This window comes from Acaryochloris marina S15, assembly GCF_018336915.1.
GTDB classification, from domain to species: domain Bacteria; phylum Cyanobacteriota; class Cyanobacteriia; order Thermosynechococcales; family Thermosynechococcaceae; genus Acaryochloris; species Acaryochloris marina_A.
This window is the reverse complement of the sequence record NZ_CP064923.1, coordinates 3,736,052-3,761,550: the sequence shown is the minus strand read 5'-3', so window position 1 is coordinate 3,761,550 and position 25,499 is coordinate 3,736,052. Positions and strand designations below refer to the sequence as shown.

The 25,499-nt window shown below is 44.8% G+C and carries 23 protein-coding genes; 16 read left to right on the top strand and 7 right to left on the bottom strand.

What is annotated here, in order from left to right; translation table 11 throughout:
* Nucleotides 1–210: 210 nt before the first annotated feature.
* Nucleotides 211–600, top strand: a complete 390-nt coding sequence (locus I1H34_RS17370) for an ArsR/SmtB family transcription factor (RefSeq protein ID WP_212662263.1) — start codon at nt 211–213, stop codon at nt 598–600.
* Nucleotides 601–637: 37 nt separating this feature from the next.
* Here the strand turns inward: I1H34_RS17370 and I1H34_RS17365 are convergent, their stop codons facing one another.
* From I1H34_RS17365 to I1H34_RS17350, 4 genes are all read right to left on the bottom strand, one after another.
* Nucleotides 638–2,389, bottom strand: a complete 1,752-nt coding sequence (locus tag I1H34_RS17365; protein WP_212662262.1) for a serine/threonine-protein kinase — start codon at nt 2,387–2,389, stop codon at nt 638–640.
* Between the two features lie 138 nt (nt 2,390–2,527).
* The gene (locus tag I1H34_RS17360; RefSeq protein ID WP_212662261.1) at nt 2,528–3,313 is read right to left on the bottom strand and encodes a class I SAM-dependent methyltransferase; all 786 of its coding nucleotides are present in this window, start codon (nt 3,311–3,313) and stop codon (nt 2,528–2,530) included.
* A 168-nt stretch (nt 3,314–3,481) separates the two neighbouring features.
* The gene (locus I1H34_RS17355) at nt 3,482–4,495 is read right to left on the bottom strand and encodes a glycosyltransferase family 2 protein (protein WP_212662260.1); all 1,014 of its coding nucleotides are present in this window, start codon (nt 4,493–4,495) and stop codon (nt 3,482–3,484) included.
* Between the two features lie 38 nt (nt 4,496–4,533).
* Nucleotides 4,534–5,652: a glycosyltransferase gene (locus I1H34_RS17350; RefSeq protein ID WP_249369340.1), complete on the bottom strand. Its 1,119-nt coding sequence runs from the start codon at nt 5,650–5,652 to the stop codon at nt 4,534–4,536.
* A 173-nt stretch (nt 5,653–5,825) separates the two neighbouring features.
* Here I1H34_RS17350 and I1H34_RS17345 point away from each other — a divergent pair, with 173 nt between their 5' ends.
* From I1H34_RS17345 to I1H34_RS17325, 5 genes are all read left to right on the top strand, one after another.
* Nucleotides 5,826–7,100, top strand: a complete 1,275-nt coding sequence (locus I1H34_RS17345; RefSeq protein WP_212662258.1) for a glycosyltransferase — start codon at nt 5,826–5,828, stop codon at nt 7,098–7,100.
* Between the two features lie 36 nt (nt 7,101–7,136).
* The gene (locus tag I1H34_RS17340; RefSeq protein WP_212662257.1) at nt 7,137–9,071 is read left to right on the top strand and encodes an ArnT family glycosyltransferase; all 1,935 of its coding nucleotides are present in this window, start codon (nt 7,137–7,139) and stop codon (nt 9,069–9,071) included.
* 74 nt (nt 9,072–9,145) lie between these two features.
* Nucleotides 9,146–10,102: a glycosyltransferase family 2 protein gene (locus tag I1H34_RS17335; RefSeq protein WP_212662256.1), complete on the top strand. Its 957-nt coding sequence runs from the start codon at nt 9,146–9,148 to the stop codon at nt 10,100–10,102.
* Nucleotides 10,099–11,691: a hypothetical protein gene (locus I1H34_RS17330; protein WP_212662255.1), complete on the top strand. Its 1,593-nt coding sequence runs from the start codon at nt 10,099–10,101 to the stop codon at nt 11,689–11,691. Before I1H34_RS17335 ends, I1H34_RS17330 begins: the two co-directional genes overlap by 4 nt.
* A gap of 1 nt (nt 11,692) precedes the next feature.
* Nucleotides 11,693–12,661, top strand: a complete 969-nt coding sequence (locus I1H34_RS17325) for a lysylphosphatidylglycerol synthase transmembrane domain-containing protein (protein WP_212662254.1) — start codon at nt 11,693–11,695, stop codon at nt 12,659–12,661.
* A gap of 64 nt (nt 12,662–12,725) precedes the next feature.
* On the opposite strand, the gene I1H34_RS17320 is transcribed toward I1H34_RS17325, so the two are convergent.
* On the bottom strand, nt 12,726–13,691 hold the full coding sequence (locus I1H34_RS17320) for a CE1 family esterase (protein WP_212662253.1): 966 nt from the start codon (nt 13,689–13,691) through the stop codon (nt 12,726–12,728).
* A gap of 151 nt (nt 13,692–13,842) precedes the next feature.
* Here I1H34_RS17320 and I1H34_RS17315 point away from each other — a divergent pair, with 151 nt between their 5' ends.
* The 4 genes from I1H34_RS17315 to I1H34_RS17300 all read left to right on the top strand — a co-directional run bounded on the left by I1H34_RS17315 (nt 13,843) and on the right by I1H34_RS17300 (nt 15,873).
* A complete protein-coding gene (locus I1H34_RS17315) occupies nt 13,843–14,247 on the top strand; it encodes a hypothetical protein (protein ID WP_212662252.1) in 405 nt (134 codons plus the stop codon).
* Nucleotides 14,248–14,340: 93 nt separating this feature from the next.
* Nucleotides 14,341–14,574 (top strand): FitA-like ribbon-helix-helix domain-containing protein, encoded by a 234-nt coding sequence (locus I1H34_RS17310; RefSeq protein WP_212662251.1) that lies wholly within the window; start codon nt 14,341–14,343, stop codon nt 14,572–14,574.
* A complete protein-coding gene (locus I1H34_RS17305) occupies nt 14,561–14,986 on the top strand; it encodes a type II toxin-antitoxin system VapC family toxin (protein WP_212662250.1) in 426 nt (141 codons plus the stop codon). The genes I1H34_RS17310 and I1H34_RS17305 overlap by 14 nt, the downstream gene beginning before the upstream one ends.
* A gap of 305 nt (nt 14,987–15,291) precedes the next feature.
* Nucleotides 15,292–15,873, top strand: a complete 582-nt coding sequence (locus I1H34_RS17300) for an esterase/lipase family protein (protein ID WP_249369338.1) — start codon at nt 15,292–15,294, stop codon at nt 15,871–15,873.
* An 11-nt stretch (nt 15,874–15,884) separates the two neighbouring features.
* Here I1H34_RS17300 and leuS read toward each other — a convergent pair whose 3' ends face one another.
* On the bottom strand, nt 15,885–18,452 hold the full coding sequence (gene leuS, locus I1H34_RS17295; RefSeq protein WP_212662249.1) for a leucine--tRNA ligase: 2,568 nt from the start codon (nt 18,450–18,452) through the stop codon (nt 15,885–15,887).
* 206 nt (nt 18,453–18,658) lie between these two features.
* Complete coding sequence (locus I1H34_RS32960; RefSeq protein ID WP_315874842.1) at nt 18,659–18,790, bottom strand: phage integrase N-terminal SAM-like domain-containing protein; 132 nt, start codon at nt 18,788–18,790, stop codon at nt 18,659–18,661.
* Between the two features lie 695 nt (nt 18,791–19,485).
* Here I1H34_RS32960 and I1H34_RS17285 point away from each other — a divergent pair.
* The 6 genes from I1H34_RS17285 to I1H34_RS17260 all read left to right on the top strand — a co-directional run bounded on the left by I1H34_RS17285 (nt 19,486) and on the right by I1H34_RS17260 (nt 25,492).
* On the top strand, nt 19,486–21,690 hold the full coding sequence (locus I1H34_RS17285; RefSeq protein WP_212662248.1) for an ATP-dependent nuclease: 2,205 nt from the start codon (nt 19,486–19,488) through the stop codon (nt 21,688–21,690).
* Nucleotides 21,691–22,186: 496 nt separating this feature from the next.
* A complete protein-coding gene (locus I1H34_RS17280) occupies nt 22,187–22,432 on the top strand; it encodes a type II toxin-antitoxin system RelE/ParE family toxin (RefSeq protein ID WP_212662247.1) in 246 nt (81 codons plus the stop codon).
* A gap of 54 nt (nt 22,433–22,486) precedes the next feature.
* Nucleotides 22,487–22,780 (top strand): addiction module antidote protein, encoded by a 294-nt coding sequence (locus tag I1H34_RS17275; protein ID WP_212662246.1) that lies wholly within the window; start codon nt 22,487–22,489, stop codon nt 22,778–22,780.
* Between the two features lie 268 nt (nt 22,781–23,048).
* A complete protein-coding gene (locus tag I1H34_RS17270) occupies nt 23,049–23,612 on the top strand; it encodes a Uma2 family endonuclease (RefSeq protein WP_212662245.1) in 564 nt (187 codons plus the stop codon).
* A 781-nt stretch (nt 23,613–24,393) separates the two neighbouring features.
* A complete protein-coding gene (locus tag I1H34_RS17265; RefSeq protein ID WP_315874841.1) occupies nt 24,394–24,684 on the top strand; it encodes a Mo-dependent nitrogenase C-terminal domain-containing protein in 291 nt (96 codons plus the stop codon).
* Between the two features lie 295 nt (nt 24,685–24,979).
* On the top strand, nt 24,980–25,492 hold the full coding sequence (locus I1H34_RS17260) for a hypothetical protein (RefSeq protein ID WP_212662244.1): 513 nt from the start codon (nt 24,980–24,982) through the stop codon (nt 25,490–25,492).
* Nucleotides 25,493–25,499 lie beyond the last annotated feature (7 nt).

The window sequence follows — 25,499 nt, the reverse complement described above, 5'->3', positions numbered from 1 at the left end:
GTTAAGTCTGACGAAGGTAAAGGGTGGGTGGGTGAAAACCATACCCGAGCTGTTACATCCTTGAGTTGGAGGATGATTCTGGATAAGGGGATCACGATGAAATTGGGTTTTCTTGCACCATAATCGTATCTTTGAGATCCATAATGCACAAGCAACCAGAGCAAGATTATTGGCTAGGTCATCACCGATCGAGAGATTTACAATATTGGTATGGACCAATCACTCAACCATTCCTCTGGACTAACTACTGAGCCTGACTGTAATCCAAGCTTTACCCTGCCGCCACAGCAAACCCAACAACTGCAGGGGCAGCTTTTAGATCCTCTTAAAGCACAACGAATGGCTGAGTTTTTTAGTCTGCTAGGCGATGCAAATCGATTACGGATATTGTCTTTGCTAGCTGAGAAAGAACTCTGTGTTAAAGACTTAGCCGTAGCCGTAGATATGAGCGAATCAGCGGTGTCTCATCAATTGCGAACCCTCAAGTCCATTCGGTTAGTGAGTTATCGCAAGCAGGGTAGGCATGTGTTTTATCAGTTACAAGATCAGCATGTTTTTAGTCTTTATCAAGCCGTTGCTGAGCATTTGGATGAGACATAGAGTCTCCATCTCCACTACTGTCACTGGTCTTGATGTACTAAGTGGAAGACTTATTTGGTGCAGTCTCACGCTCACAAAAAGAAACTCTTTGAGCCAGCGTTGGAATTAAAATTGCTGCACCTTTCAAAGATGTTGAGTCGTTGGGGGATTCGAATGGTAAAAATACTTTTGCGGGTAAATGTCCTAGTGGAGAATTTAAGGCAAAGGCTAAATTTCCATATCTATAAGGCAAAATGCTACCGTATTTTGGATAAAACCACTTCGTTCGTTTGACAAACTCAATTAGAGCAGTGTCTGAGTTATTATGCTGAACATTGGTGTTATCTGTAAATTTCCCAACCAAGTTTTGCCAAACTTTTGTTTGAGCTTTAAATCCAAATCGTCCTTGACTCGATTGCTCCCAATATTGGTTGATGGTGCGTAGGTCTTTACAAGGAATCTGTTCTAAATCTTCCACACGAAGAGTGCTGCCTGCGCGTCCAGTAACACTGAGAAGTAAGTCGCGGGTGATTTGATCCGCATTTTTCCACTGCCCAGCAGCTAATGACTCTTTTAGGGGCGTGTAATCCACCACTACAGGTGCGCTGGCCGCTGTAATGGTTTCAGGGGAAGCGTCAGTGTCGGCAGCGCCTTTCCCAGATACTTCAGGCGTAAACCCTTCCCCCGGTCCACCTTCCACCACCGTCTTATCTGGCACAGAAGTCTCCGAGGTTTCAGAAGGTGCAGAAGCTACGGTTGGTGCAAAAGCGGTAGGAAAGTAACGAGATACAACATATACGGCACTTGCCGCGCCACCGCATAAGCCTAAAAGCAGTGCGGCGAAGAAAGTGCGGATGGGTAACTTGGGTTTCATCGACATTGAGGGGGAAGAGGGCAGGGCACTAGATAGCGGTGCAACATTGGGGTCACTTGAAATTGCGGTAGTTGGTGTAGAGACAGAAAGTATGGGTTGTGAAATCGGTTGCGTGGTTAGCAAGTACTGCAAAGCGGCTCTGGCTTCGGTGGCATTTTGGTAGCGATGCCGAAAGTCATAGAGCACCATCTTGTTGAGGATGGTGGCGAGGTGAGGACTGACAGTGGATTGATCTTGCCAAATCACTTCTCCAGTCTGCGGATCCTTTTCTAGTTGATTGGGAAGTTGACCTGTCAGGGCTTGAATACCCACCATACCCACAGCAAAGACATCACTACTGAATTTGGGTTGGCCTGAATATTGCTCATTGGGGGTATATCCAGGGGTACAAATGCTGATCGTTTGAGCCGTATTGCCATGGGCGATGGTGGTTTGTAGACCAACGGCCTTAACTGCTCCAAAATCAATCAGAATAATTTTGCCATCGGGCTGGCGACGAATCAGGTTGGAGGGCTTCATATCTCGGTGAATGACCCCCTGCTGGTGGACAAATTCGAGGACTTCTAGAATTCCATCTAATAATGTGACCGTGTAGTATTCCGAAAACTGTTTACCTGGCACCAGTTCTCGACTTAGATCTGCCCCATTAATCAGTTCTTGGACGAGGAAGAAATGCTCTTCTTCTTCGAAATGGGCTAGTAACCTGGGAATTTGATCATGATTACCTAGCTGGGAAAGGCTTTCTGCCTCTCGCTGAAAAAGGCGGCAAGCATCTGGCCAGATGCTGGGATTCTCTAGCTGAGGCTTCAGTTTCTTGACGACGCAGTGAGGATTGCCAGGAAATTGAGTATCTTCAGCTAGGAAAGTTTCACCAAACCCTCCACTCCCAAGAGGTTGCAGAATTTTGTACCGTCCACCAAGTATCTTTTCTGACATATTTAATCAGTGCAGAACTATTAGTTGCGTATTCTACAGCGACTGCAAGGCGGTATTACAAATTGCAAGGGTCTTGTGAAGAAAGTCAGGTCTAGGAATTGGATGGGGCGATGAATTAGATATTTCTTTGCCGTGTTGTTATTGAATGTTACAGAGATAGTAGAGCCACATGTCTGTATTTGAAGCTAGGTCCCTAGGACTCAGTTCAATTCCTTGGTTCCAGGAGTAAACTTTGATGTTTTTGAATCTTGATGCGAGTTGAATGAGTTGTTCTTGGGGGCGAATATGATAGGTGCGCAGGCGAAAATTATGGGGTTCGTCTCGGATCATGGCATGGATAGAGGATTGGAGCTGTTTTAGGGAGTAAGAGCGATTAAAGACTCTGTGTAAGGCCCAAATCACGAGTTCTATATAGGTGTTGATGGGGTTGTAGCTGAGATGCGATCGCCAATTAAATACCTGCTCCATTCCTTGAAGGTTATGGGTAGAAAAGCAGAAATAGCCCCCTGGCTTGCCCACACGCTGGATTTCCTGCAATACCTGGATGCGATCGCAATGCTCAATATAGTCAATGCCATTGAAACTAAACAGAATAAAATCAAACGTGTTGTCAGCGAAACAACTCATGTCCCGCGCATCGCAGACGGTAAAAGAGTTGGGGTCTATAGAACTTGCAAATCGTTTTTGGCAAGCACTGATCATCCCAGACGAATAGTCGATACCCCTGTAATCTGCAGCAAGCTTGGCAAAGTGTTGAGTGGTTCGCCCTCCCCCTACTCCCATATCCAGCATGGTCATTGTGGGCAACTGGTCTTTTAGTTGGGTCAGTATGGCTGCTTCAGCAGGTTGTAACTGCTGGAGTTGAGCGTAGTGCTGAACAATCCCACTAGACTCGTAGGTCTTGAGATTCTGAAAATTGACCATTATTTTAGTTCAACCCAGTTTCGAACTAGGGCTGAAATATTCTACCTGACTATGGTCAGTCGCTATTCTAAGGGCAACTGCGTGCTGAGTCCTTTTCCAGATTCAGCCAAAACACTGATTTAAGACATTTATAGTCGCTTTGGGAGTCCAAGTTAAAACTCAACCTACTTACTGGAGACTATATGAGAAAGTCACTTTTCTTCGTATTGATCCCAGTTTTGATCGAAAGCGATTCTCTACTTGAATGAACGAAGTATAAAAGACACTGCCACAGCAAGCAGCAAAATAATTCATCCACAAATAAACGTCAAACGTATTGGCTAGTACCGCTAAGTAAAGATATCTTTTGCCTGTGTTGATGGCATCCACTAGACCTATTTCATGCCCATGACACATCAACCGCCTGCCGATTTCAAACAAATATAGAGATTTATGCTTGTTATCTAACGTGCTCGGCTGCCGATAAAACTCTTCAATGCCTTGGTGATGCTTATCTACAAAGACGAGATGCCCTTCAGTTACCATGGCATGGTTGGTTGAGCCCCGTTCATCTTCATCATGATCACGATAAAGGGCTAAAGGTTCAGGGACCACTTCAAACTGATAGCTTTCAGAAATCTGCAACCACATATCCCAATCCCCGCAACACCGAAGATTGGTGTCAAACTGCAGATCTGACTCAATACACTCTTTCTTGATCATGACCGTTGACGGTGTGCCAATGAGATTCTTATAGATCAGATAATCCTTAACATCTCCGTTAATATCAGGTTTTCGCATCCGAACGATCTTTCCCTGATCGTTCATCACCTGCAGCCATGAATAAACCACACCCACTTCATCCGGGGCAGATTGGAACACATTGAGTTGCTTTTCTAACTTGTTGGGCAACCATTCATCATCGGAATCCAAAAAAGCAATGTATTGGCCTTGGACTGCACCTAAGCCTGTGTTTCGGGTACCGCACTCACCGAGATTTTTTTCCTGCAAAATGTATCGCACTCGTGGGTCGTCAATACCTGTAATTTTTTGTTGAGTGTCATCCGTAGACGCATCATCGACGACTATCAATTCAAAATCTTCGAGAGTTTGATTCAATACGCTTTGAATGGCAGGTATCAGTAGGTTAGCTCTATTAAACGTGGGAATGATAACGCTAACAATAGGTTTAGAGTTTTCCATAATCACAGTCTACTCCCACACGAAACATATAAATACTATCAAGCAGCCGTTTTAAGCGTGTTGATCAAATTCAGATATTGGTTGGTTGAAGCTTCTATTGAAAACTGATGCAGCCATTCGGAAACATCACTTTGAGACTGCTGGTTCAGAACGTCACAAATCGCTGTGGCCAAACTTGTATCGTCACCAACAGGGGTCAATGCCCCATATTTACCCCCTTGTAAAATTTCCCTAGGGCCACTGGGACAATCCGTTGAAATAACAGGCTTACCTAAGGCTAACGCCTCAATTAAAACCGTGGGTAGTCCTTCCCAAGCAGATGACAAGGTAAATACCTTAGCACGAGCCATATAGGGGTAGGGGTTATCCACATAACCCATTAAATCAACATCTTCTTGGACACCCACCTCAGCCGTGAATTCTTGTAGCTTGTCTAAGTCGGGTCCCCATCCCAAAATGACCAATCGGCAGGGAATTTGCTTGCGGACTCTAGCGAAGGCTCGGATTAACGTGGGGAAATCCTTTTGGGGTTCAAGCTTGCCTACACCAATGATGACCGGCGGTTCTCCAGGTTGGAACCAGGGATGATCGATATCAGCCTTGGCTTTGGAAAAAAGGTCAGGGGCAATGACTGGATTATAAATCGTTGTAATTTTATCTGGAGATATACTGCTGATTTCTGTTAAGGAGGTCGTTGCTCCTTGGGATACGGTCACGACGCTATCCGCCCAAGGATATAACAAGCGAATTGCGAAGGGAATGATCCTTTTCTTGCGGTTCTTATTGTGTTTTAACGAGTGGGTTAATGTGTTGTGTTCAGTCGCGATGACCACCGTATTTGTCTTGACGAGTCGTTTTGCTAGAATCGCGACTTCATTGGCAAAATGCATACCAGAAATTAACGCTTGGGGTTCTGTTTGCTTGAGATACTGGGCTAGCTTTCTGATGCTGGCAAAACTGCCTGAGGCCTTCAAATCAACCACTGTTATTTCAGGGGGAATTTTTTTGAGATGGGGCCCCCAAGCTTGCCCGAGGACAAAGTCAACTTGGTATCCATTTTTAATAAATCCACTGGCAAGATTGATTAATACTCGCTCGGCACCGCCGCCGCCGAAATAGGTTAGAAAGAATGAAATCGTAGTGGATGGATGGGACACTTGCAAGCTACTCCAGACGATATACCTGTATCATTAAACACATCTGTAATCTGTAATGTGATCTTCCACACAACTAGCAAATTTTATGGTTCGTTTAAGCGTTTGCATCCCCTTATAAAATTGGCTAGGGGCAGTTACTATTCATTCATTACTTTAAACGCAATAAAAAAACAATGCAGAGCAGCCAACAGGCGTTAGGCATAACCCATGACTCCGAGAAGACTACCCCTCATTTGTTAGTTTTCGATCTATCTATTCGGGGCCATCATCCTAACTACATTCGCCATCTCATTCGGTATTGGCATACTCAGACGCACTTTCAGATTCTTTCGATTGTGGTTTCGCCTCGCTTCTTAACGGAGCATGCCGATGTTGTTGAGTTTGCAGAACAGCAATTAAACCCGAATATTCGGTTTATTGCCATTACCCATCCACAAGAATCTGCTCTAAAGTCGCGAAAAAAACCAATAGACCGTAACCTCCGCAACCTTCAAGAATGGAGATTGTTTTGTGACTATGCGAGTCAGCTACAGGTGAACCACGGTCTGATTATGTATTTGGATACCTATTTCCTATCCATAGCATGGTGGCTAAAACCGCCCTGTTCTTTCTCAGGGATTTATTTTCGACCCACGCTACACTATCGTCAACTAGGTGTGCAGCCCCCATTGAACTGGCGGCAAAAATTGAATCAAGGTCGAGAGAATTTAAACTTAAACAAAGTTTTGCGGAATTCACGGTTGGCCACTTTATTTTGCTTGGATCCTCTGGCTGTACCGGCTTTGCAGCAGCGGCCTAGTCAAGCTGAGATTATCCATTTGCCCGATCCCGTGGAGTTTGTCCCACCCCCATCTGCAGTTTGTACCTTAAAAGATGATTTGGGGATTGAAGCTGAGAGAACCGTATTTTTATTATTTGGGGCCATTGATGGCCGCAAAGGGATTCATCAAATCCTAGATGCGATTCAGAAGTTATCTTCCGACTGGGGGCGACAGCTTTGCCTGGTGCTGGTCGGTGAATCCAAGATTCAGCAACAGCTAGAAGCGCGCATCACCGAAATTACGGCTTCTCAACCGGTGCAAATTATTCGGAATTATCAGTTTGTTTCGGAAGAAGAGGTCTGGTCCTACTTTCGGATGTCGGATGTGATTCTGGCAACCTACCAAAAACATGTAGGAATGAGTGGTATTTTGTTGCTGGCTGCGGCGACACAAAAGCCCGTGCTCAGTACCGACTTTGGTTTAATGGGGGCCATGGTGAAGCAGCACCAGCTAGGGTTGTCGATAGATTCCACTCAGCCGGAACAAATTAGTGAAGGCATGATGAAATTAATAGGTGCATCCAGGAATGATTTCTACAATCCAGAGAAGATGCGAATATGGGCAGAACAAAACTCCGCTGAAAACTTTGCTCAGACTATTTTTGCTGGAATAACTAACAACGATTGACCGTTGATCTGTCCCATAAAGTAGATACGTAATTCGATGCCTGTCATTTTTTTGATCTCTGCCTATATCTTGCTGTATCTCATTTATCGTCGAGATCAGGATTGGCGTACGGCTGTTCTATTGTCAGCCGTGTCTTGGGCCGTGATCGCCACGGTGATTGCCGAATTTTTGAGCTTATTCTCGGCCCTAGCAGTAGAAGGGTTACTGATTGCTTGGATTGCGGTCAACCTGGGGCTGGGCTTCTGGTATATTCGCCATTCCCGCAAAGCTAGCCTCAAACCTCAGTCAGAAGCAAGCGATCAATCCTTCACTCGCTTTCAGCAAGTTCTCCTGGTCGGTGTCATTGGTATCGTCTTGGGAACAGGAATTACAGCTCTGTTATCCCCCCCGAATAATTGGGATTCCATGACCTACCATCTGGGCAGGGTCATTCATTGGGCTCAAAATCAAAGTGTGGGTCATTATCCAACTCATATCCCTAGGCAGCTATATTCTGGGCCAGGACCTGCTTTTGCCGTGGTCCAAGTGTTTATTTTGACAGGCGATCTATTCCTCAACTTGCTGCAATGGCTGAGTATGGTGCTCAGTCTGATCGGAGTATCGCTCATTACAGAACGGCTGGGCGGGAAGTTGCGATCGCAACTCGTTGCCGTCGTCATCAGTGCCACCATCCCCATGGGGATTTTGCAGTCTTCCAGTACGCAAACAGACTATGTGGTTTCTCTGTGGCTCGTATGCTTCGTCTACTTCTCCCTAGTCACGATTCAAAATCGGATTGGTTGGACCTATGTTCCGGCCTTGGGAGCGAGCTTGGGCTTAGCTATCCTGACGAAACCAACGGCTTATTTGTATGGGTTTCCTTTTGCCCTATGGCTGTTGTTCGTAGGCGTTCGATATCTGCGCTGGAAAGTTTGGCAACCCTTAGGAGTGTCCTGCGGCATTATTGTACTGATGAACTTAGGGCAATATTCTCGCAATCTCAAAGTCTTTGATTCTTTATTTGGCCCGACGGGACAAGACAGCGGCTCCTATGGTTTACCCGTCCTGATTTCCAATATTCTGCGAAATTTAGCCCTCCATCTGAGTACCCCAATTCGATCTATTAATCTGATCACCATTCGGATTGTGACGGCGATCCACCAAGTCATGGGCTTAGACCCGAGCGATCCGAGTATTACCTCTCCCCCAGGCCAAAAATTTGATATGCATAGCCTGGTCAACCATGAAGACTTGGCGGGGAATCCCCAACATTTGCTACTGATCCTCCTATGCATTGTCGTATTCGTCCTATTTAGAAAGCGCCTGAAGACTCGCGAACAGCTTTTGTGGTCCACCTATTTACTCTGCTGCTTAGGGGGATTTTTGCTGTTTTGCTTCCTCGTAATTTGGTCTCCTTGGCGCAGTCGACTTCACCTGCCTATTTTTATATTGCTGTCTCCCTGGGTGGGCATGGCCCTCTCTGAATTATTCAAAAAGCCCATTGCCAATGCAATCACTGCGGGTTTTCTAGCCATTTCCTTCTTTTGGGTGCTGTGCAATGAAACGCGTCCCCTAGTGATCAATACGCAATTCGTTGAAGAGCGCAGTGTCGTTACCATCTTTAACCAATCTAGAACGGATCGCTACTTTAGTAGCCGTCCCAAACTGGCCAAGCCTTTTTTAGCCACCGTGGATTATATCGCCGAGCAACCCTGCAGCGATGTGGGTTTGATTATTGGTGGCGATACTTGGGAATATCCCCTTTGGAAGCTAGGTCGAGAGCAGTCCAACCGCCCCATTCGGTTTGAGCATCTTCAGGTAGATAATCCATCGTCGGAGCTTGCCTCTCAGGCACCCCACCAAGACTTTGAAGCCTGTATGGTGATGACGGTGAAACCTGAATATCTGGACCAAACGGACCTCCAGCTTGGTGATCGAAGTTACCGACAAACCTGGGAGCAAGGAGACATAAAAATATATAGCAGGAGCTAGATTTAGCAAACTGCATGCCAGAATAAGCACAGAGTCAGTTTAATTGCCAAGCACAGCCTATATTTAGCTGATTTATGACAAAACTCATCATCCAAATTCCTTGTTTTAACGAAGAAGAAACCCTTGGCATTACCCTCAATGAGCTGCCGAAAGAATTACCCGGTGTTGATTGTGTGGAATGGCTGATTATCAATGATGGCAGCATCGATAACACGGTTGAGGTCGCCCGAGCCAACGGTGTGCACCATGTGGTTGATCTAGAGCATAACCAAGGTTTGGCTAAAGCTTTTATGGCCGGAATTGAAGCCTGTTTAAAGGCCGGTGCTGACATCATTGTGAATACCGATGCCGACAATCAATATTGCGCGGATGATATTCCTAAATTGATTACCCCTATCCTGGCGGGGCAAGCCGAGGTCGTTGTCGGAGCCCGACCCATTCAGAAAATCAAGCATTTTTCCCCGGCCAAGAAATTTCTACAAAAACTAGGCAGCTGGGTCGTGCGAATTGCCAGTGGCACAAATATCTCCGATGCGCCTAGCGGGTTTCGAGCCTTTAGCCGCAACGCTGCCCTGCGGATGAATGTGTTCAATGAATATACCTATACCTTGGAGACCATTATTCAAGCGGGACAACATGGCATGGTGATTACCTCTGTGCCGATTCGCACAAATGGTTATTTGCGACCGTCCCGTTTGGTCAAGAGTATCGCTTCCTATATTCAGCGATCTATTCTCACCATTCTGCGGATTTTCATGGCCTATCGGCCCTTGAAGTTCTTTACTTTTCTAGGCAGTATTCCATCGGTTTTCGGTCTACTCCTGTGGATCCGTTGGTTGATTTTGTATTTCCAAGATCCGACCCGAGCTCGGGCACCAAGTCTGATTATTTCGGCAGTGTTAATTTTGATTGGCTTTCAGCTCTATATGTTTGGCTTGTTAGCTGATTTATTAACGGTCAATCGTAAACTGTTGGAAGATATCCAGCTGCGGCAACGCCGAGCTGACTTGGAGTCCCATAACAAAGGATGAATAAAGATCTTTTTGCCCAGATTGCCTTAGCCCAGATTCCCAAGATATTGACCTTGCAGGATCGGAACCCCCATAGTCCCCACTATGGTTGTTTTGATCGCAACTATTGGCAATACAAAATCATTGATTTCCCCAGCGGCATGTCCCAGGAGTTTGTCTGGCCCCTGGCGTTAGTTTGTGCCCATCAACTGCCCAGCAATCAGTATTATCAACAGGAATCAATTCGCAATTGGGTTGAAGCGGGAATTCTGTTTGCGGCTCGCAGTGCCCATAAAGATGGCTCCTGCGATGACTATTTCCCGTTTGAGCGAGCGGGTGGGGCTGCCGCTTTTTCCCTGTTGGCCTGTGTGGAAAGCTATACCTTATTGGGATTGCAGAATGAAGAGGCCCTGCGCTTTTTTGAACTGCGAGCAGACTGGCTGGCCCATCACAATGAAAGTGGTCGATTGACCAATCACCAGGCGCTGATAGTGCTTTGCCTGGAGCAAGTGTCTCAGTTGCTGAAAACGTCTAAATGGGATCAGGCCAAGGCGGAGCGCCTAGCCCGCGTATTTGAATGGCAAAATCCTGAAGGCTGGTTTCAAGAATATGAAGGCTGCGATCCGGGCTACCACACCTTAACGATTTCCTGTCTGGCCAGAATTTATGAACTTCATCCGACGGACCAACTGCAAACGGCGCTGAAAAAAGCAGTGGCCTTGGTAGCAGAGTTCGTCCATCCCGACGGGTCCTATGGTGGAGAATATACCAGCCGGAATACCTACAACTTTTTCCCCCACGGATTTGAACTAGTGGGTAAATGGTGGCCGGAAGCGCTCAATATCAATGACCGGATATTAGCTGGATTGGCGAATGGCCTAGGGTCTTGCTATGCCGACGACCATATTGTCGGCCATCATACTTGGAACTATCTATTGGCCTGGCAGGATTTTGTCCCTGCTCGTCCGCCGCAAAAACCTCGTCCCCAGGGACGGTTTTGGTTACCCGAAGCCCGAGTTCTAATTGATCGACGAGGGGATACGGAGCTGTATCTGGCCCTGAATAAAGGTGGGGTGTTTAAGTTCTTTCGTCATGGGCAGCTGGTGGCATCGGATACGCACCTATCTTTGCAAGTAAAAGAGGGGGGCAAAGTTAAAAATGCCGTCGGCCATTTGGTTGGGGATTACCCCAGTACCCTCCAAGAAGACCAAATTTTGGTGCAAGGGGCTTTGGGCTGGGCCAAACAGAAACAAATGACGCCCCTGAATCTGATGATTTTGCGAGTGGTCATGTTGACGGTGGGCCGATTCTTTCCCAACTTGATCCGGTCACTGCTGCAAAAAATGCTGATTACGGGCAAAAATAGCACTGATTTTCAGTTCAAGCGTAGTTTTAGTTGGCAAGAAGGATACTGGGTGGTGACGGATGAATTACAGTCCCCCTCTTGGCAGAATGTTCTGTCAATGGGCTTGGGTGGCGCTCAAACCTCAATTTATGTGGTGATGAGTCGGACCTTTCAGGTGGGACAGTTACAGCCCTGGCAAGACCTAACCCAGCATGTCCGATCTTTAGGGGCAGGAGAATCCTTTAAACTGGAGCGCAAACTTTGATATGAAACGGTACAAACGCCCCATTTCCATTGCCGTTAGCGTTCTCATTCTTTGCATTATTTACTCAAAGATTGACTTCCAGGGACTGATTGAGGTTTTCCGCAATTGTGACTTGAAGTGGATGGTGATCAGTCTGGGAATGGTGATTCCCCTGACGGGATTTACCTCCTGGCGATTGCAGCAATTAATGCCTTCCGGTTCAGGGATGGGGGCAGGGGAAGCGAACAAACTCGTGTTGGCAGCCAGTACCCTAAATATGGTCTTGCCTTCCAAAATGGGAGATATAGCCAAGGCGTATTTTATTCGCGATCGCGGCTATCTGACCGGCACCCTCTCGGTCTCTCTGGTGGTGTTCGAAAAAACCTGCGACATGCTGTCGCTGTTGTTCTGGTGTGCATTTGGTCTGATTCTCTATCCCCAAAAAGATGCCTTTTTCTGGACCATGACGGCTGGAGTGGTGGCAGGGGTGACCCTAGGGCTACTGTTATTAGGGTCTGCTAAATTTGCCCACCTATTTTTTGGCATCCTGAGAAAGATCACGCCTAAGGGGATTAGTCAGAAATTTAAGAGTCTGCAAGAATCCTGGCAAGAAATGCAGCAACATTTCTGGCAAGATCGGATTCAATTGGCCAAGGTCTCAGGCACCTCAATTTTTATCTGGTTTCTGCACATGGTGCAGATTTGGTTTTTTACCTTAGCGCTGAAGGCTACGGTGCCTTTTATTGTCAGCCTTGCCCTCTCTCCGCTGGCCATTTTGGCAGGATTATTACCTCTGACTTTTGCAGGGGTTGGTACTCGTGATGCGGCCCTAATTGCCCTCTATGCCAATTACTTTGATGAAGCAACAGGTGCTGCTTTAGGGCTTCTGTGTACTATGCGCTATTTTCTGCCCGCCATTGGTGGATTACCCTTTTTACGGACCTATTTGGCAACCCTCAAATCGCAAAAGAAAGCAGCCACAGATGGCTAAGACTACGGGAACAATCTATCTCGATAGATCTCTGCTCCCATGAAGACATGTTTTCCATGCCAATTCATTTCTTTTTCGTTTTAAAGAATGACCAAACCTCATCGGCCATCTCGATATCAGCGTTTTGGTTCCCTAGTATGCGCAGGAGAAGCCTCCTGTTTCTTACTTGAATGCTGGGAGTGGTGTGACCACCATTCAAGATTCTAAACAGAACAACTTCAGTATTGTTGATGCCGTTTTTATAGGTATATTTCTCGGCTCTACTTTGATCTTTCACGGTCGTGTCGGGCAACTTGTCCATTTCAGCGAACGGGTCGGTGCCATTTCTCTTGATCCAATAATGAAGCGTTCCAGCGGTTGATAAGACATCGCCTCTCTTGGCCATCATTGGGCCGCCGCTATAGGGCAAAAAACGGTCTGCAGTGCCATTCATAACCAATGCGGAAACCGGAATATTTGCATCTTTGCACTCTGAATTAGCGGCATTGGAAGCAGAGATTGCGGCAAATGCTGTTATTTTTTCGGGGATTTCTTGAGCGAGTCTAATGGCAAAATGCCCACCGTTTGAATGTCCAGTGGCATAGACTTGTTTGGGATTCGCTTTGTACTCGTCCACAATGGAATCCAGAAGCTTGTTGATAAACAGAACATCATCCGCCTTTGAATTGGTGGGAGCGTCAGCCCTACAATCGTTCCACCCTTTTTCTCGTCTAGAGACGTAGCGGCCATTGGGGATGGCTAAAATAACATTGTCTTTTTTCGCAATATCCAGCCAAACTCGAAACGAAGCCTGAGGGGCTCTTTTGCCAGATAGCCCGATTAATTCATCACTGCTGTTGGTGTGCCCATGAAACAGCAAAACCACCGGGGCGTTGTGGTGATCATCAGGCACGAAAAGGTGATATTCACGTTCTACACCAGCGACACGGATTTTCTGGTCAGTCATGAGCTGAGCATCAACGCGGCTAGGTAGAAAAAAGAAGAGAGACAAGCAGCCTATTTGAGCAACTTTGGTGAGGTGTTTTAACATTCTCGATTGAGATCATCCGTTAGAGTGACGTTGCCGTTAAGGAAACTGACCCTAGACCAGCCACACTCGTTCCTGACTTTCCATGCCAGCAGAGAAACTGATTAGGGTTTAGAGCAAGACAACATGGGTCAATCTCCTTACGATTGAGGATATGAATGAAGCACTGTTGCAATCGCAAATCATCGACTACAGCATCCAAAATGGCTACAAAGCTGAACACTTTGCTGTTGCCAAATGCTGCGACCGTAATGTTTTTCGACTAGTCATCAATGAAGAGGAAGGGGTGGCCGCACGAATCTGTACTGCCTGCGATACCGAGCATGGTATTGGCGATAGTGATGACTATATCGATGAAGTCGAAGCCGTTTACCCAGTAAATTGCTCCTGTGATAATGATCAATTTGAAATTATGGCAGGGGTGGCTCTCTACCGTATGAGTGAAGATGTGCGGTGGTTTTATTTAGGCTGTGAATGTTCTGCCTGTGGACTCTCAGGTGTTTATGGCGACTGGAAGAACGAATTTTTAGGGTATACGAACCTTCTCAATCGTATTTAGTCAGGTACCTGATGTGGTGGCATAAGCAGTTGAGGATCATATAATGATATCAATGCTATCGTTAGAGAGAATCCCTAAACTACAGTAAAGTTTATGGCAAATCTGATTGTTCGTAATATTGACGACTCTATAGTCAGAGCCTTAAAGATGCGGGCTAGTCAGAATGGCGTGAGCGCTGAGGCCGAACATCGCAAAATCTTAGAACAGGTATTGTTTCATCCACCCCAGAAGTCCTTCTCTGAAGTTCTTTGCCAAATTCCACAGGTTGGCTGTGACGAAGATTTTGAGCGAATCCAGGATGACTTAGCTCAAGATGTATTTGATTGATACCAACGTCATTAGTGAACTCCGCAAGCAGGCAAGAGCTGATCCGGGTGTACGGAAGTTTTTTCAGGTTGCTGCTGAGCAAAAAGCTCGCTTATACATCAGTGCCATCACTATTGGAGAGTTACGTCGAGGGGTTGAACTGATTCGCTATCGTGGTGATTTACCGCAAGCTAGCCTATTAGAGAATTGGTTGCAAACCATTTTAGACAGCTATGCTGACCATATTCTCGATTTTACGGAAGTGGAAGCTCAGGTATGGGGGTGTTTATGCGCTCCCCACCCCCAAAATGCCATCGACAAACAAATTGCTGCTATTGCTCTTACTCGTGACTTAACTTTGGTGACTCGTAATGTGAGTGATTTTGCTGATACAGGGGCATCCCTGATTAACCCTTTTGAGATTGCTGATTGATATTGTTTGACTCTATGGTCGCCCCTATTCCAGCTCTAAGACATCTACAATTCTCGTTACTGACAATGACTTTTCCTGCCTCGGTTTCACCATCTCCAATAATCGAATCGTAACTCCAAGCGCTATCAATCTCAAGATTTGGAAGTTCGATCCAACTAGATTTTAAGTCCAGTGATCGCAACCTCCATCGAACTGAGATCGCAAATAGTCACGCCATAACTTACAGCTAAAAGCAATAATGATCTCTATCGATGCATAGTGCTGAGCGTAAGTGGATGGGACTAAATGTAGTATTGATTCATGGTATGGGTAGAACGCCCCTGTCCATGCTGTACTTACAGCACCGACTCCGCAAGCTGGGCCATACCCCCCACCTATTTGGCTATTCCCCCACCTTAGAATCCTTGCAAACCGTCACAGACCGATTGGTGCAACGGATTCACACTAAAATCAGTTCCCAACCCTATACCCTGTTGGGCCATTCCCTCGGCACCATTATTATCCGCAACGCCTACCCCAAGTTAATCTCCCCTCCACCAGTAGCCTGCTTCTTCCTCGCCCCACCCATGATGGCCTGTAAAGCCGCCAAATTCTTCTCCAAAGTCGGCCTCTATCGGCTGCTCACAGGAGAAATGGGACAGTTACTCGCCCAGGATAGTTTTATTGACCAACTCACTCTACCGCCCCATACCAAAATCTACGTTGGCACGGGTGGTCCCAGGGCCTCGTGGCTCCCCTTTGGCAACGAATTAAACGATGGCATTCTCTCAGTTGCAGAAGCCAGTGGCGGTCACAGGGTAGTGACCGTGCCTGCCATTCACACCTTTATTATGAATTCCACCCCAGTGTTTGAGGATATTGCCCAGTCCTTAGATACCCTAGCCTGACGGCCTCAGTACTATTTTGGCACCACAAAGTTCACCAGCTTGCCCGGAACGACAATCACCTTTTTCACTTCTTTGTCAGCAATATACCGCTGGGCCACTTCCGACTCGCGGGCGAGCTGTTCCAAATCTTCCCGGCTGGCTCCAGCCGGCACTTGGATAGTGCCTCGGGTTTTGCCCATAATTTGAATCACTAAGGTAATTTCATCGGCCACCAGAGCCTCTTTATCCACCTGAGGCCAAGGCTGACCCAGAATCGACTCGGAATGCCCTAGGTTCTCCCACAGCTCTTCACTGATATGGGGGGCAAAGGGGGTGAGGAGCAGCAGCAAGGTTTCCACACCTTCGGCATAGACGGGAGACGCTTTCTCCTTGGAATCACTGAGGGCATTGCTCAGCTTCATCAGTTCGGATACGGCAGTATTGAACTGATAATCGCCGTCTAAATCTTCACTGGTTTCTTTGATGGCAATATGAACGGATCTTCGCAGTTCCTTCTCTGTTTTCGAGAGCTTGGCTTTATTTACCTTTGCTTTCTTGCCCTTGGCTTGGGCGGCATGTTCACTGACCAGTCGCCAAACCCGATTCAGAAACCGGAATTGACCTTCCACATCTGCGCCTTCCCACTCCAGATCTTTTTCAGGGGGGGCCTTAAATAAGGTGAATAGACGGGCGGTATCGGCTCCGTACTTATTGGTGACCTCTTCCGGGGGGACGCCATTGTATTTAGACTTGGACATCTTTTCGTAAAAGGCTTCCAAGGGTGCACCTGTTTCTGGATCCTTAGGATCGTCAGCATCAACATTAATAGGTGCAATATACTTCCCCGTCTCCTGGTTTTTATAGGTGAGAGCTTGCACCATCCCTTGGGTGAGCAGCTTTTTGAAGGGTTCATCGAAGTTGAGGAGTTTGCGATCGCGCATCACTTTCGTAAAAAATCGCGAATATAATAGGTGCAAAATCGCATGTTCAATCCCACCTACATATTGATCAACGGGTAGCCAATCATTGGCTTTCGCTGAATCAAAGACTGCTTTGTCATTTTTGGCATCGGGATAACGAAGAAAATACCAAGACGAATCAATAAAGGTATCCATGGTATCGGTTTCCCGTTTGGCATCTGCCCCGCAGGTGGGACAAGCGACATTGACCCAGGATTCTAGTTTGGCCAGGGGCGATCCACCTTGAGTCGAGAACTCCACATCTTCGGGCAGCTCCACGGGCAGATCGGCTTCGGGTACGGGCACAGCCCCACACTTGGGACAGTGAATCACCGGAATCGGCACGCCCCAATAGCGCTGTCGGGAAATCAGCCAATCCCGCAGACGATATTGCACCCTAGCCTTTCCCCAGCCTTTGGTCTCGGCTTTGGCAATAATGGCCTGCTTGCCTTCGGTGGAGGCTTTGCCATCAAATTCACCGGAGTTCACCATCAATCCAGGTTCGGTATAGGCGGCTTCTAAGGGCGTATCCGCATCACTACCTTCAGGCACAATTACCGTTTGAATCGGCAGCTTATTCTGCTTGGCAAAGACAAAGTCTCGTGTGTCATGGGCGGGCACCCCCATCACCGCACCTGTCCCGTACTCATACAGTACGTAGTCGGCAATCCAGATGGGAATTTCTTCCCCCGTAAAGGGGTTGATGGCTTTGCCACCTGTGGGAATGCCTTTCTTAGGCTTGTCTTCCGCCGTGCGATCCATTTCGCTCTCGGCCCCAACTTCTTCAATAAATTTATCCACCGCTTTTTTCTGGGCTTTGCTGGTGACTTGGGGAGTGAGGGGATGTTCTGGGGCCAGCACCACATAGGTGACGCCATAGACCGTATCAGGGCGGGTCGTGAATACGGCTACCTTGTCATCCATACCCACAATTGGGAACTCCAGATAGGCCCCCACGGATTTGCCAATCCAGTTGGCCTGCATGGTTTTGACCCGTTCAGGCCAGCCGGTCAGTTTATCTAAGTCGGTTAAGAGTTCTTCCGCATAGTCGGTAATTTTTAGGAACCACTGGCGCAGCAGTTTGCGCTCCACCTTGGCCCCGGATCGCCAAGAGCGACCTTCATTATCCACCTGCTCGTTAGCAAGAACAGTTTGGTCCACCGGGTCCCAGTTGACAGCGGCTTCTTTCTGGTAAGCCAGTCCCATATCCAGAAATTGCAGAAAGATCCACTGGGTCCACCGATAGTAGTCAGGAGAGCAGGTGGCGATTTCCCGGCTCCAGTCAATGGAGAGTCCCAGAGGCTCTAGCTGCTTTTTCATTTGCGCCATGTTGGCATAGGTCCACTCGGCGGGATGAATCCCCCGAGCGATGGCGGCATTTTCGGCAGGTAGACCAAAGGCGTCCCAACCCATGGGCTGGAGAACTCGGTAGCCCTGCATCCGCTTGAGGCGGGCGATGACGTCGGTAATTACATAGTTGCGGGTATGGCCGACGTGTAAGCTACCTGAGGGGTAGGGAAACATGGACAGGGCATAGAATTTGGGTTTGCTGGTATCTTCAGGAGTTGCATCTAGCCCCTGTTTGGCCCAGCTTGCTTGCCATTTGGGTTCAATCTCGGTGGGATTGTAACGGGACTCCACTACTATTACTCCTGAAGGTCTGCGTTTGCTTCACTATTCTAGAGAATATCTGGTCTAAACTTTCCTTACTGGAGGAGTCGGCTTACTTTGTCAGGGGTAAAGACTGTGGGTAGATGTTGTGAGCGTTGGGCACGCGCTGCTTCAGTCGTTTCAGTCAGAGGCTATTTGTGAACGTATCGGTACAGAAATATCAGGGCACAGAGGGCTTAATTTTGGGTTGAGGCAGAAACATGTTCGCTTACGGCTAGATGAGTCAGAAACGCTTCAACTTCAGGTTCAGCCATTTCTTTAGGATGACGTTTGTTGTGGAAGATAATATAGTGCCGGATCCACTGCACATAGTTTTTTCAGTACTGTACGCATAATGCTTGGTTCGCATTACATCACGGACTTGGTCAAGGAGTTTTTGGGGTGGCATTGTGTGTCTGATAACAACCGATATTGGGACTTATACAGTTATTTTGTCCATTAACATTCTTCATTGCTGCATGATAAAGATGCTAGAAATGCTTTTTCTATATTGTTTTTAGATAATCAACTACAATTTTGCATATCGGGAAATTTCCGTAATACGTACTCTTTCTGCTGTAGTACTAATGTAGAAGAGGCTTGGCTTTAAGGAGCAGACAAGCTATTAATTTATTTCGTGTTAGGAGGAAATTTGCCTTCTAATTATAGTTAGTCCTTATGTTTAGTGAGAGTGAGATTGTAGAATTACTCGTCAGGAAATAATGTAAAGATAGAGCCAATTCATTATTAAAGTAATGGTTTGAAATTATTGATAGAGAAATTGAGCCGTAATAGCTCGGATTGTTTTAAATTTGAAGAAAAAATAAGGCTTTCAAGATTTTAGACTCAACGAAAACATCAGGAATACTAGGCGTTGCATTTATAACTGTCTGAAGTATTGTTTAATAAAGTCATACTTGAATCATAAAATATATTTTATTGTTGTAAGGGTTACTGCTTAAATTCTATTCTTCCTCCTATCTCTCGAAAAATACCTCTCTAAGGAAATAACATCGATAAAAATATGAAGCTTGAAAATGTAATAATCAAAAGATTTCGCAGTATTGAAGATGCGAAACTAGATGATTGTGGAGAATTCAATGTCCTTATAGGCAAAAATAACTCTGGAAAATCAAGTGCTCTTTCTGCTATAAATGCGTTCTTTAAATGCATAAATAATGGGGAAGTATTAAATCTCAGCCCTAATATTGGAAAGGAAATTGATTTCTTTAACAAAGAATCTCAATATCCTATAGAGATTAATCTAGTGTTTTCTTTGAAATTATCTGAAAGAGATGCTTTGATAAGAGATATTGCTACAGAAGCACCGCAAATGAAAAATGCAGTGGATGGAATTAATCCATCACTTCATCTTTCTGTGGCACTTGTTGTTATGCCTCCACCATCTACCTTTAGCTATATTCAAAAAGTGAGTTTAGGAGGAATTCCTAAATCTGGAGTAGCACTTTTTAATTGTGAAGGAATCATTTTGAGTGTAGATGAAAGAAGTGCTTTGGAACTATATGATAATTTTTTACGATCTAAAGAGTTAGATAATATTTCAGAGGACTTGAATTCTCTAGATTTAGACGGTCTTAGAAGATATATTCGACCTGACTTACGTGACCGTCCCCCTCTTGAGTATTTAGCTAGAAAAATTGATGGTGACACCATAAAAATTCTTGAAGAAAGAGTTGGGACGCAAGCATCTATTGAAGATCTAAAAAGTGCAATCCCTGATCTGTCTACTAGCTATAAAGAAGAATCAATATCTACTGTGAATAAAGTCCTGAGTAATAAAATAGGAACTTTTGCTGGAGAAGAAGCATCAATACCTCATTACGTCAAAACTCTTTTGAAGAGAATAGGTGAAATTAACGTTCTCTATCTTACTGAGAAACGTAAGAGAATAGGTAAAGAAGAGGCTGAACGACTTCTTTCATTAAAAACGCGAAGAGGGGGATTTGAAGCTCTTAAAAACATCCAAGAAACAGTTTCAGCATTATTAGGTGTGTATGTTGATGCATTTGAAAGCGACTCCTCAATATCTACAAATCAGATGTCTGCCGAAATGGATGTCGATAATTTTTTGGTGGGAGTAAATGGGTCGGGCATAAAGGAAGCTTTAAGACTATTACTAGATGTTGAGTTTGAGCATCCAGATATACTACTTGTTGAAGAGCCAGAAATACATTTGCATCCAGCTCTTGAGACAAGTATGATGCGATATTTGAAACGTATAAGTTGTGATTGCCAGGTTTTTATAACAACTCACTCAACTAATTTCTTAGATACTGCTGAAATGAATAATGTATATTTGGTTACGAAACCAAATTCAACTCAGATACGTCAAATTGATATTGGAGAGGCAGAAGCAAAGATTCCACAAGAGCTTGGTATTAGATTAAGCTCTCTATTTATGTTTGACCGTCTTGTTTTTGTAGAGGGTATAACAGACGAGGATGCAATTCGAGAATGGGCTTCTGTACTAGGCGTTAATCTTAGTCAAGCAAATGTAGGATTTATTCGTATGGGTGGAGCACGTAATTTTGCTCATTTTGCTACAGAAGAAACTTTAAACTTTCTAGCTAAACGTCAAGTCAGGATGTGGTTCCTCATAGATAGAGATGAAAAGGACGATTCTGAGATTTTGAAAATGCAAGCCAGGCTTGGGGAGAATGCAAAACTTAAAGTATTAAATAAGAGGGAAGTGGAGAACTATCTAATTTGTCCGAGAGCAGTAAGAAGCTTCATTGAGTATAAACGAAAAATATCGAATACTCTTAATCAAGAATTACCAACAGAAAACGAAGTACAAGATAAAATTAATGGATGTGCAGAAAATTTAAAGCAATTTGCAATTTGCAAACGAGTAGTAAAAATAGTCTGCAAACCCATTTATCCAGAAACTAAATCAATTTTTGAAGAATTCCAAGATCAAGAGGGAGTTGATAAAATCACTGAATCAATTCAATCAATGATTAGTCAGTTAGAAACAGAGAAAAGAAATCTTGAATCTATTTACACTAGTAAAATTGACGAAATAGAAAATATTTGGGAATCTAAGAAGATGGATATAGTTCCTGGTGATCTTTTATTAGATGAAGTTTGTAAAGAATATAATCTACGCTTTAAAAAGGAAAAAGATACTTCTAAGTTGGCAAGCTTGATGAGGAAAGATGAAATTGATTCAGAAATTAAATCAGTGATTCAAGAAATAGTAGTATGAGGCATTGTGCGAGCAAGATGTTGATTAGATAGTGACTAAATTAACAAGCTTACTGAAACGAAACACTGTATATTTTTGTTATGTTTAAAAACCTCCTAAGTTCAGTGATTGGGAATATTAGCCAAAACACTGATATCATATTCTCGTCTCAGCCATACATTTGTCTGTTGTTACCACTATCTCGTTTTGGTTGTAATTTTTGATGGCTTAGTAAGTGTTTCTTGTCTTTGTCCCGTCTTCATTTTGCTCCAGTTATACTTTTGTGAGTACCGTTTTCTGGTTTTGGGCGATCGCCTCTAGCGTATAAGTCTTGCATGTTCTGTGCTGTAGTCTAACCATGGCATGCAGGCAGGACGCTCGAAACACGCTACTGGTCAACGCTTTAAAATAATTCTCGCGCCCCTGATGCCGAGCCGTTAAAATTTGACCCAGCCTAGAATCATCTTGACTGATAACTGTAGTTGACAGCTTATTGCTCGTTAACTATGGTTGACACATGATTGAGGTGCGCCAAACAGACATTTTTGCTAATTGGTTCAAGAAACTGCGAGATCGAAAGGCTAAAGCGCGAATACAAGCACGTATTGACCGTATCGAGATTGGCAACTTTGGAGATGTCGCCCCCGTCGGGGAAGGTGTTAGCGAACTTCGCATTCATTATGGTCCTGGTTACAGGGTTTACTTTATACAACGTGGTCCAGTGGTTGTCATATTGCTTTCTGGTGGTGATAAAGGCTCATAAAATGCTGACATCAAAAGGGCTAAAGAAATTGCTAAACAGTTGGAGGATTGAGTTATGGCCATAAGCATAACCCGCTGGGATTCAGCCGAACATCTCAAAACAGAAGAAGATATTCAGCTATATCTAGAAGCATGCCTGGAAGAAGCCGAAGATGATCCTGCTTTAATTATTCATGCCCTAGGGGTAGTCGCTAGAGCTAAAAATATGAGTCAGCTATCCCGAGATACAGGTTTGAGTAGAGAAGGGCTATATAAAGCGCTGTCTCCTGATGGTAACCCCACATTTTCGACGATAGCTGAAGTTACTAAAGCGCTTGGGTTCAAGCTAACCATTCAACCAACACCTTAGTTTGAGCTAAATCCATTTCTAGCCAACCCCTGCACCGGACGTTCAGTAACCATAGCCATATTGTTTTTTGAGGTCTACTCACGCCAGTGAGGCAAGGCCGTTAATTGGAGTTAGCTGGCTTGGGTCGTTGATTATGAAAGAGAATCCAGCTTTTCTAGTGATTTGTCAGGCGCAATAGTCGTAATCCCCAGCAAAAACGTACTCCCCATACAGTTTCTAGATAAAATAGTGTTGAGTTTCCAAACTTACGGGCAAAGAGTAAACCTAAATGGTACAGCCCTCCTCAAAAACGCTGACCTTGGCAGAGTTTTTGGAATTGCCAGAAACGAAACCTGCCAATGAATACCTTGATAGCCAAATTATTCAAAAGCCAATACCCCAAGGGAAACATAGCGTCATTCAAGGAGAACTTGTACCTGCTATCAATGGGGTCGTTAAATCCAAACGTATTGCTCGTGCCTTTCCTGAACTGCGCTGTACATTTGGCCATCGTTCAATCGTTCCTGATATTGCAGTGTTTCTTTGGCACCGAATTCCCCGCGATCAGAATGGGGAAATTGCCAACGCGTTTTCTACTGCACCAGATTGGGTAGTTGAGATCCTATCTCCCAATCAAAGCCAAACAAAGGTCACAAAGAATATTCTTCACTGTTTGCAGCATGGAACCGAAGTGGGTTGGTTAATCGACCCAGGTGAACAAACAGTGTTTGTCTATCGTCCCAAGCAAGAACCTGAAGTCCTGGATGAGCCAGATAAAATCATTCCTGCACCCTCTTTTGCCAACGAGTTACAGCTTACGGTAAGAGAGTTATTTGCTTGGCTGCTGGAGTAAGGATTGAAGTTGTCAGCCAGGAATAAACTGATGGCAAGTCACATCCGCACACACCTGATGTTTGCATTGCAGCAGAAGCAATGAACTTCTAGCCTTTTCCTCAATTCAGACGTTCAGAAAGCAACCTTCTATTCTGAGGGTTAGAAAAACGACAAAATAGAACAAGCCTCATTTACGTCAGGGGGGCGAGAATTTATCTGTATTGATACCCCCGTTAAACATGACTTTGGTTGCATCTATCTTTGTTGATTGTGAGTCGGATGAAGAGTTGGCTCTATGCGAGGCTGTCTGAAGACGGAGAAGTGTTTATGTTTCTAGAGAATGATGGTTTTAGTCAACGGTTTGGATGGGTTTGCGATCTCATCAACGTTTCATGGCAGCTAAATCTGTCCTAGGCAACACAATGGCAGTTATCAGATAGGCAATTCGAGTGTTCTTCGAAGATATCCACTGTCTTCAAAAAAGGGCAAACCCTGCCAACAAGGCATCAGTCAGCTAATTGCCCATATCAATACCTGAACTCATACCTGAAAGAATCTGAACTTTTCAGGATTTTTTCTGCTGAAAATTTAGAGGATAGTGAATTCAACAAAGCACAGCAGTGCAGAACCAACCCACAACTTCCGCAGAAAGAAAAGGATAACCAACTATGCTGGCATTCGTATTTACTCAAATCATGAGCGTTTGGACTATTTGTTTCATGTTCGGATTTTATTTTGCCTTAGAAGCAGTAAATGTCGACTAGCTGAATGCACCCCATCCATTCAATCGATAGAGAAAAATGATGTTTTATATAAACAGCTGCAAGTACTCCAAATCAATCGATTACCGTTTCAAATCATCTTTTTTGAAGCTAGAACATTCATTCTTTGCTGCAGTCAATATTGAAAAACGTTCAACTGCGAGTCTCATCTATCAATTAATTCCTTCCAAGTGTCCCTTAGAATCAGAAATCTATTTCTTTAGTCATAAGTTGGGCCATAGTCCTCCACTGTGCAAGCTCAACCCAGCTTACACAGAGTTTATGGCTTTTAGGTTTTGGGCTCTTTCCCACCTCACTGATCATTGTTGAGAAGATGTAAATCGATACATTCACTATTCGCTCAATATCAATAGATTGGGTCGCTAGAGATAGAGATATTTAATTATCAAAAGAGAAATATATGGTTTTATATTAAATATTTTACAGTAAATATTTCGTTGTCTTTTTTGTAACAAAGTTTTTGTATTTTTAGCTACTTTTATTCAGTAATGGCAATAACTTAAGCAGGATTATAGTAAATATTTTCCAGTTGTATTTTTTCTGAGATATTGATAGTTTAAACCTGAAATTGTTCTCTATGAATAATCAGTTAGGGTAAGAAATTATGGTATACGTCGCGTTAGAGTGGGACCACAAAGTTGCGCACCCACCTATTCATTGGCTAGTGGTAGAGTGTTCTAGCCTTGGCGAAAAATTTGGAGGGCCACAGGCCTTACCCCCCAGAAGAGATGTTGCTTATTTTGTAAATGAAGAAACCGCTCAAGAAGATGCTCAAATGTTTGCGAACTACAAAAATACGATGAGCTCTGATGATCCATCTCTCGTCAAGCATTATTCAGAGTTATTACATCAACAAGCGAATCTTCACCGTCATGTGCCCTTTGCCTGGGATCATGACATTTTTAAAGGCTTGATTCGCTGGGCAGTTCTGGAATGGGGGAAACCCGGTAGAGAAGATATGGCATATTTTCTTGATTCGAAGATTGCCCAAGAGGATGCTAAGGCATTCAGCATCTTACGAGACCGAAGACTTTACTCTTCCGAAGAACAAATCCGTGAACTATATGCAGCGACTCAAAAAGTTGCTGAACGCTCAATTCAGCCCGTTCATAGCTAAACGAATC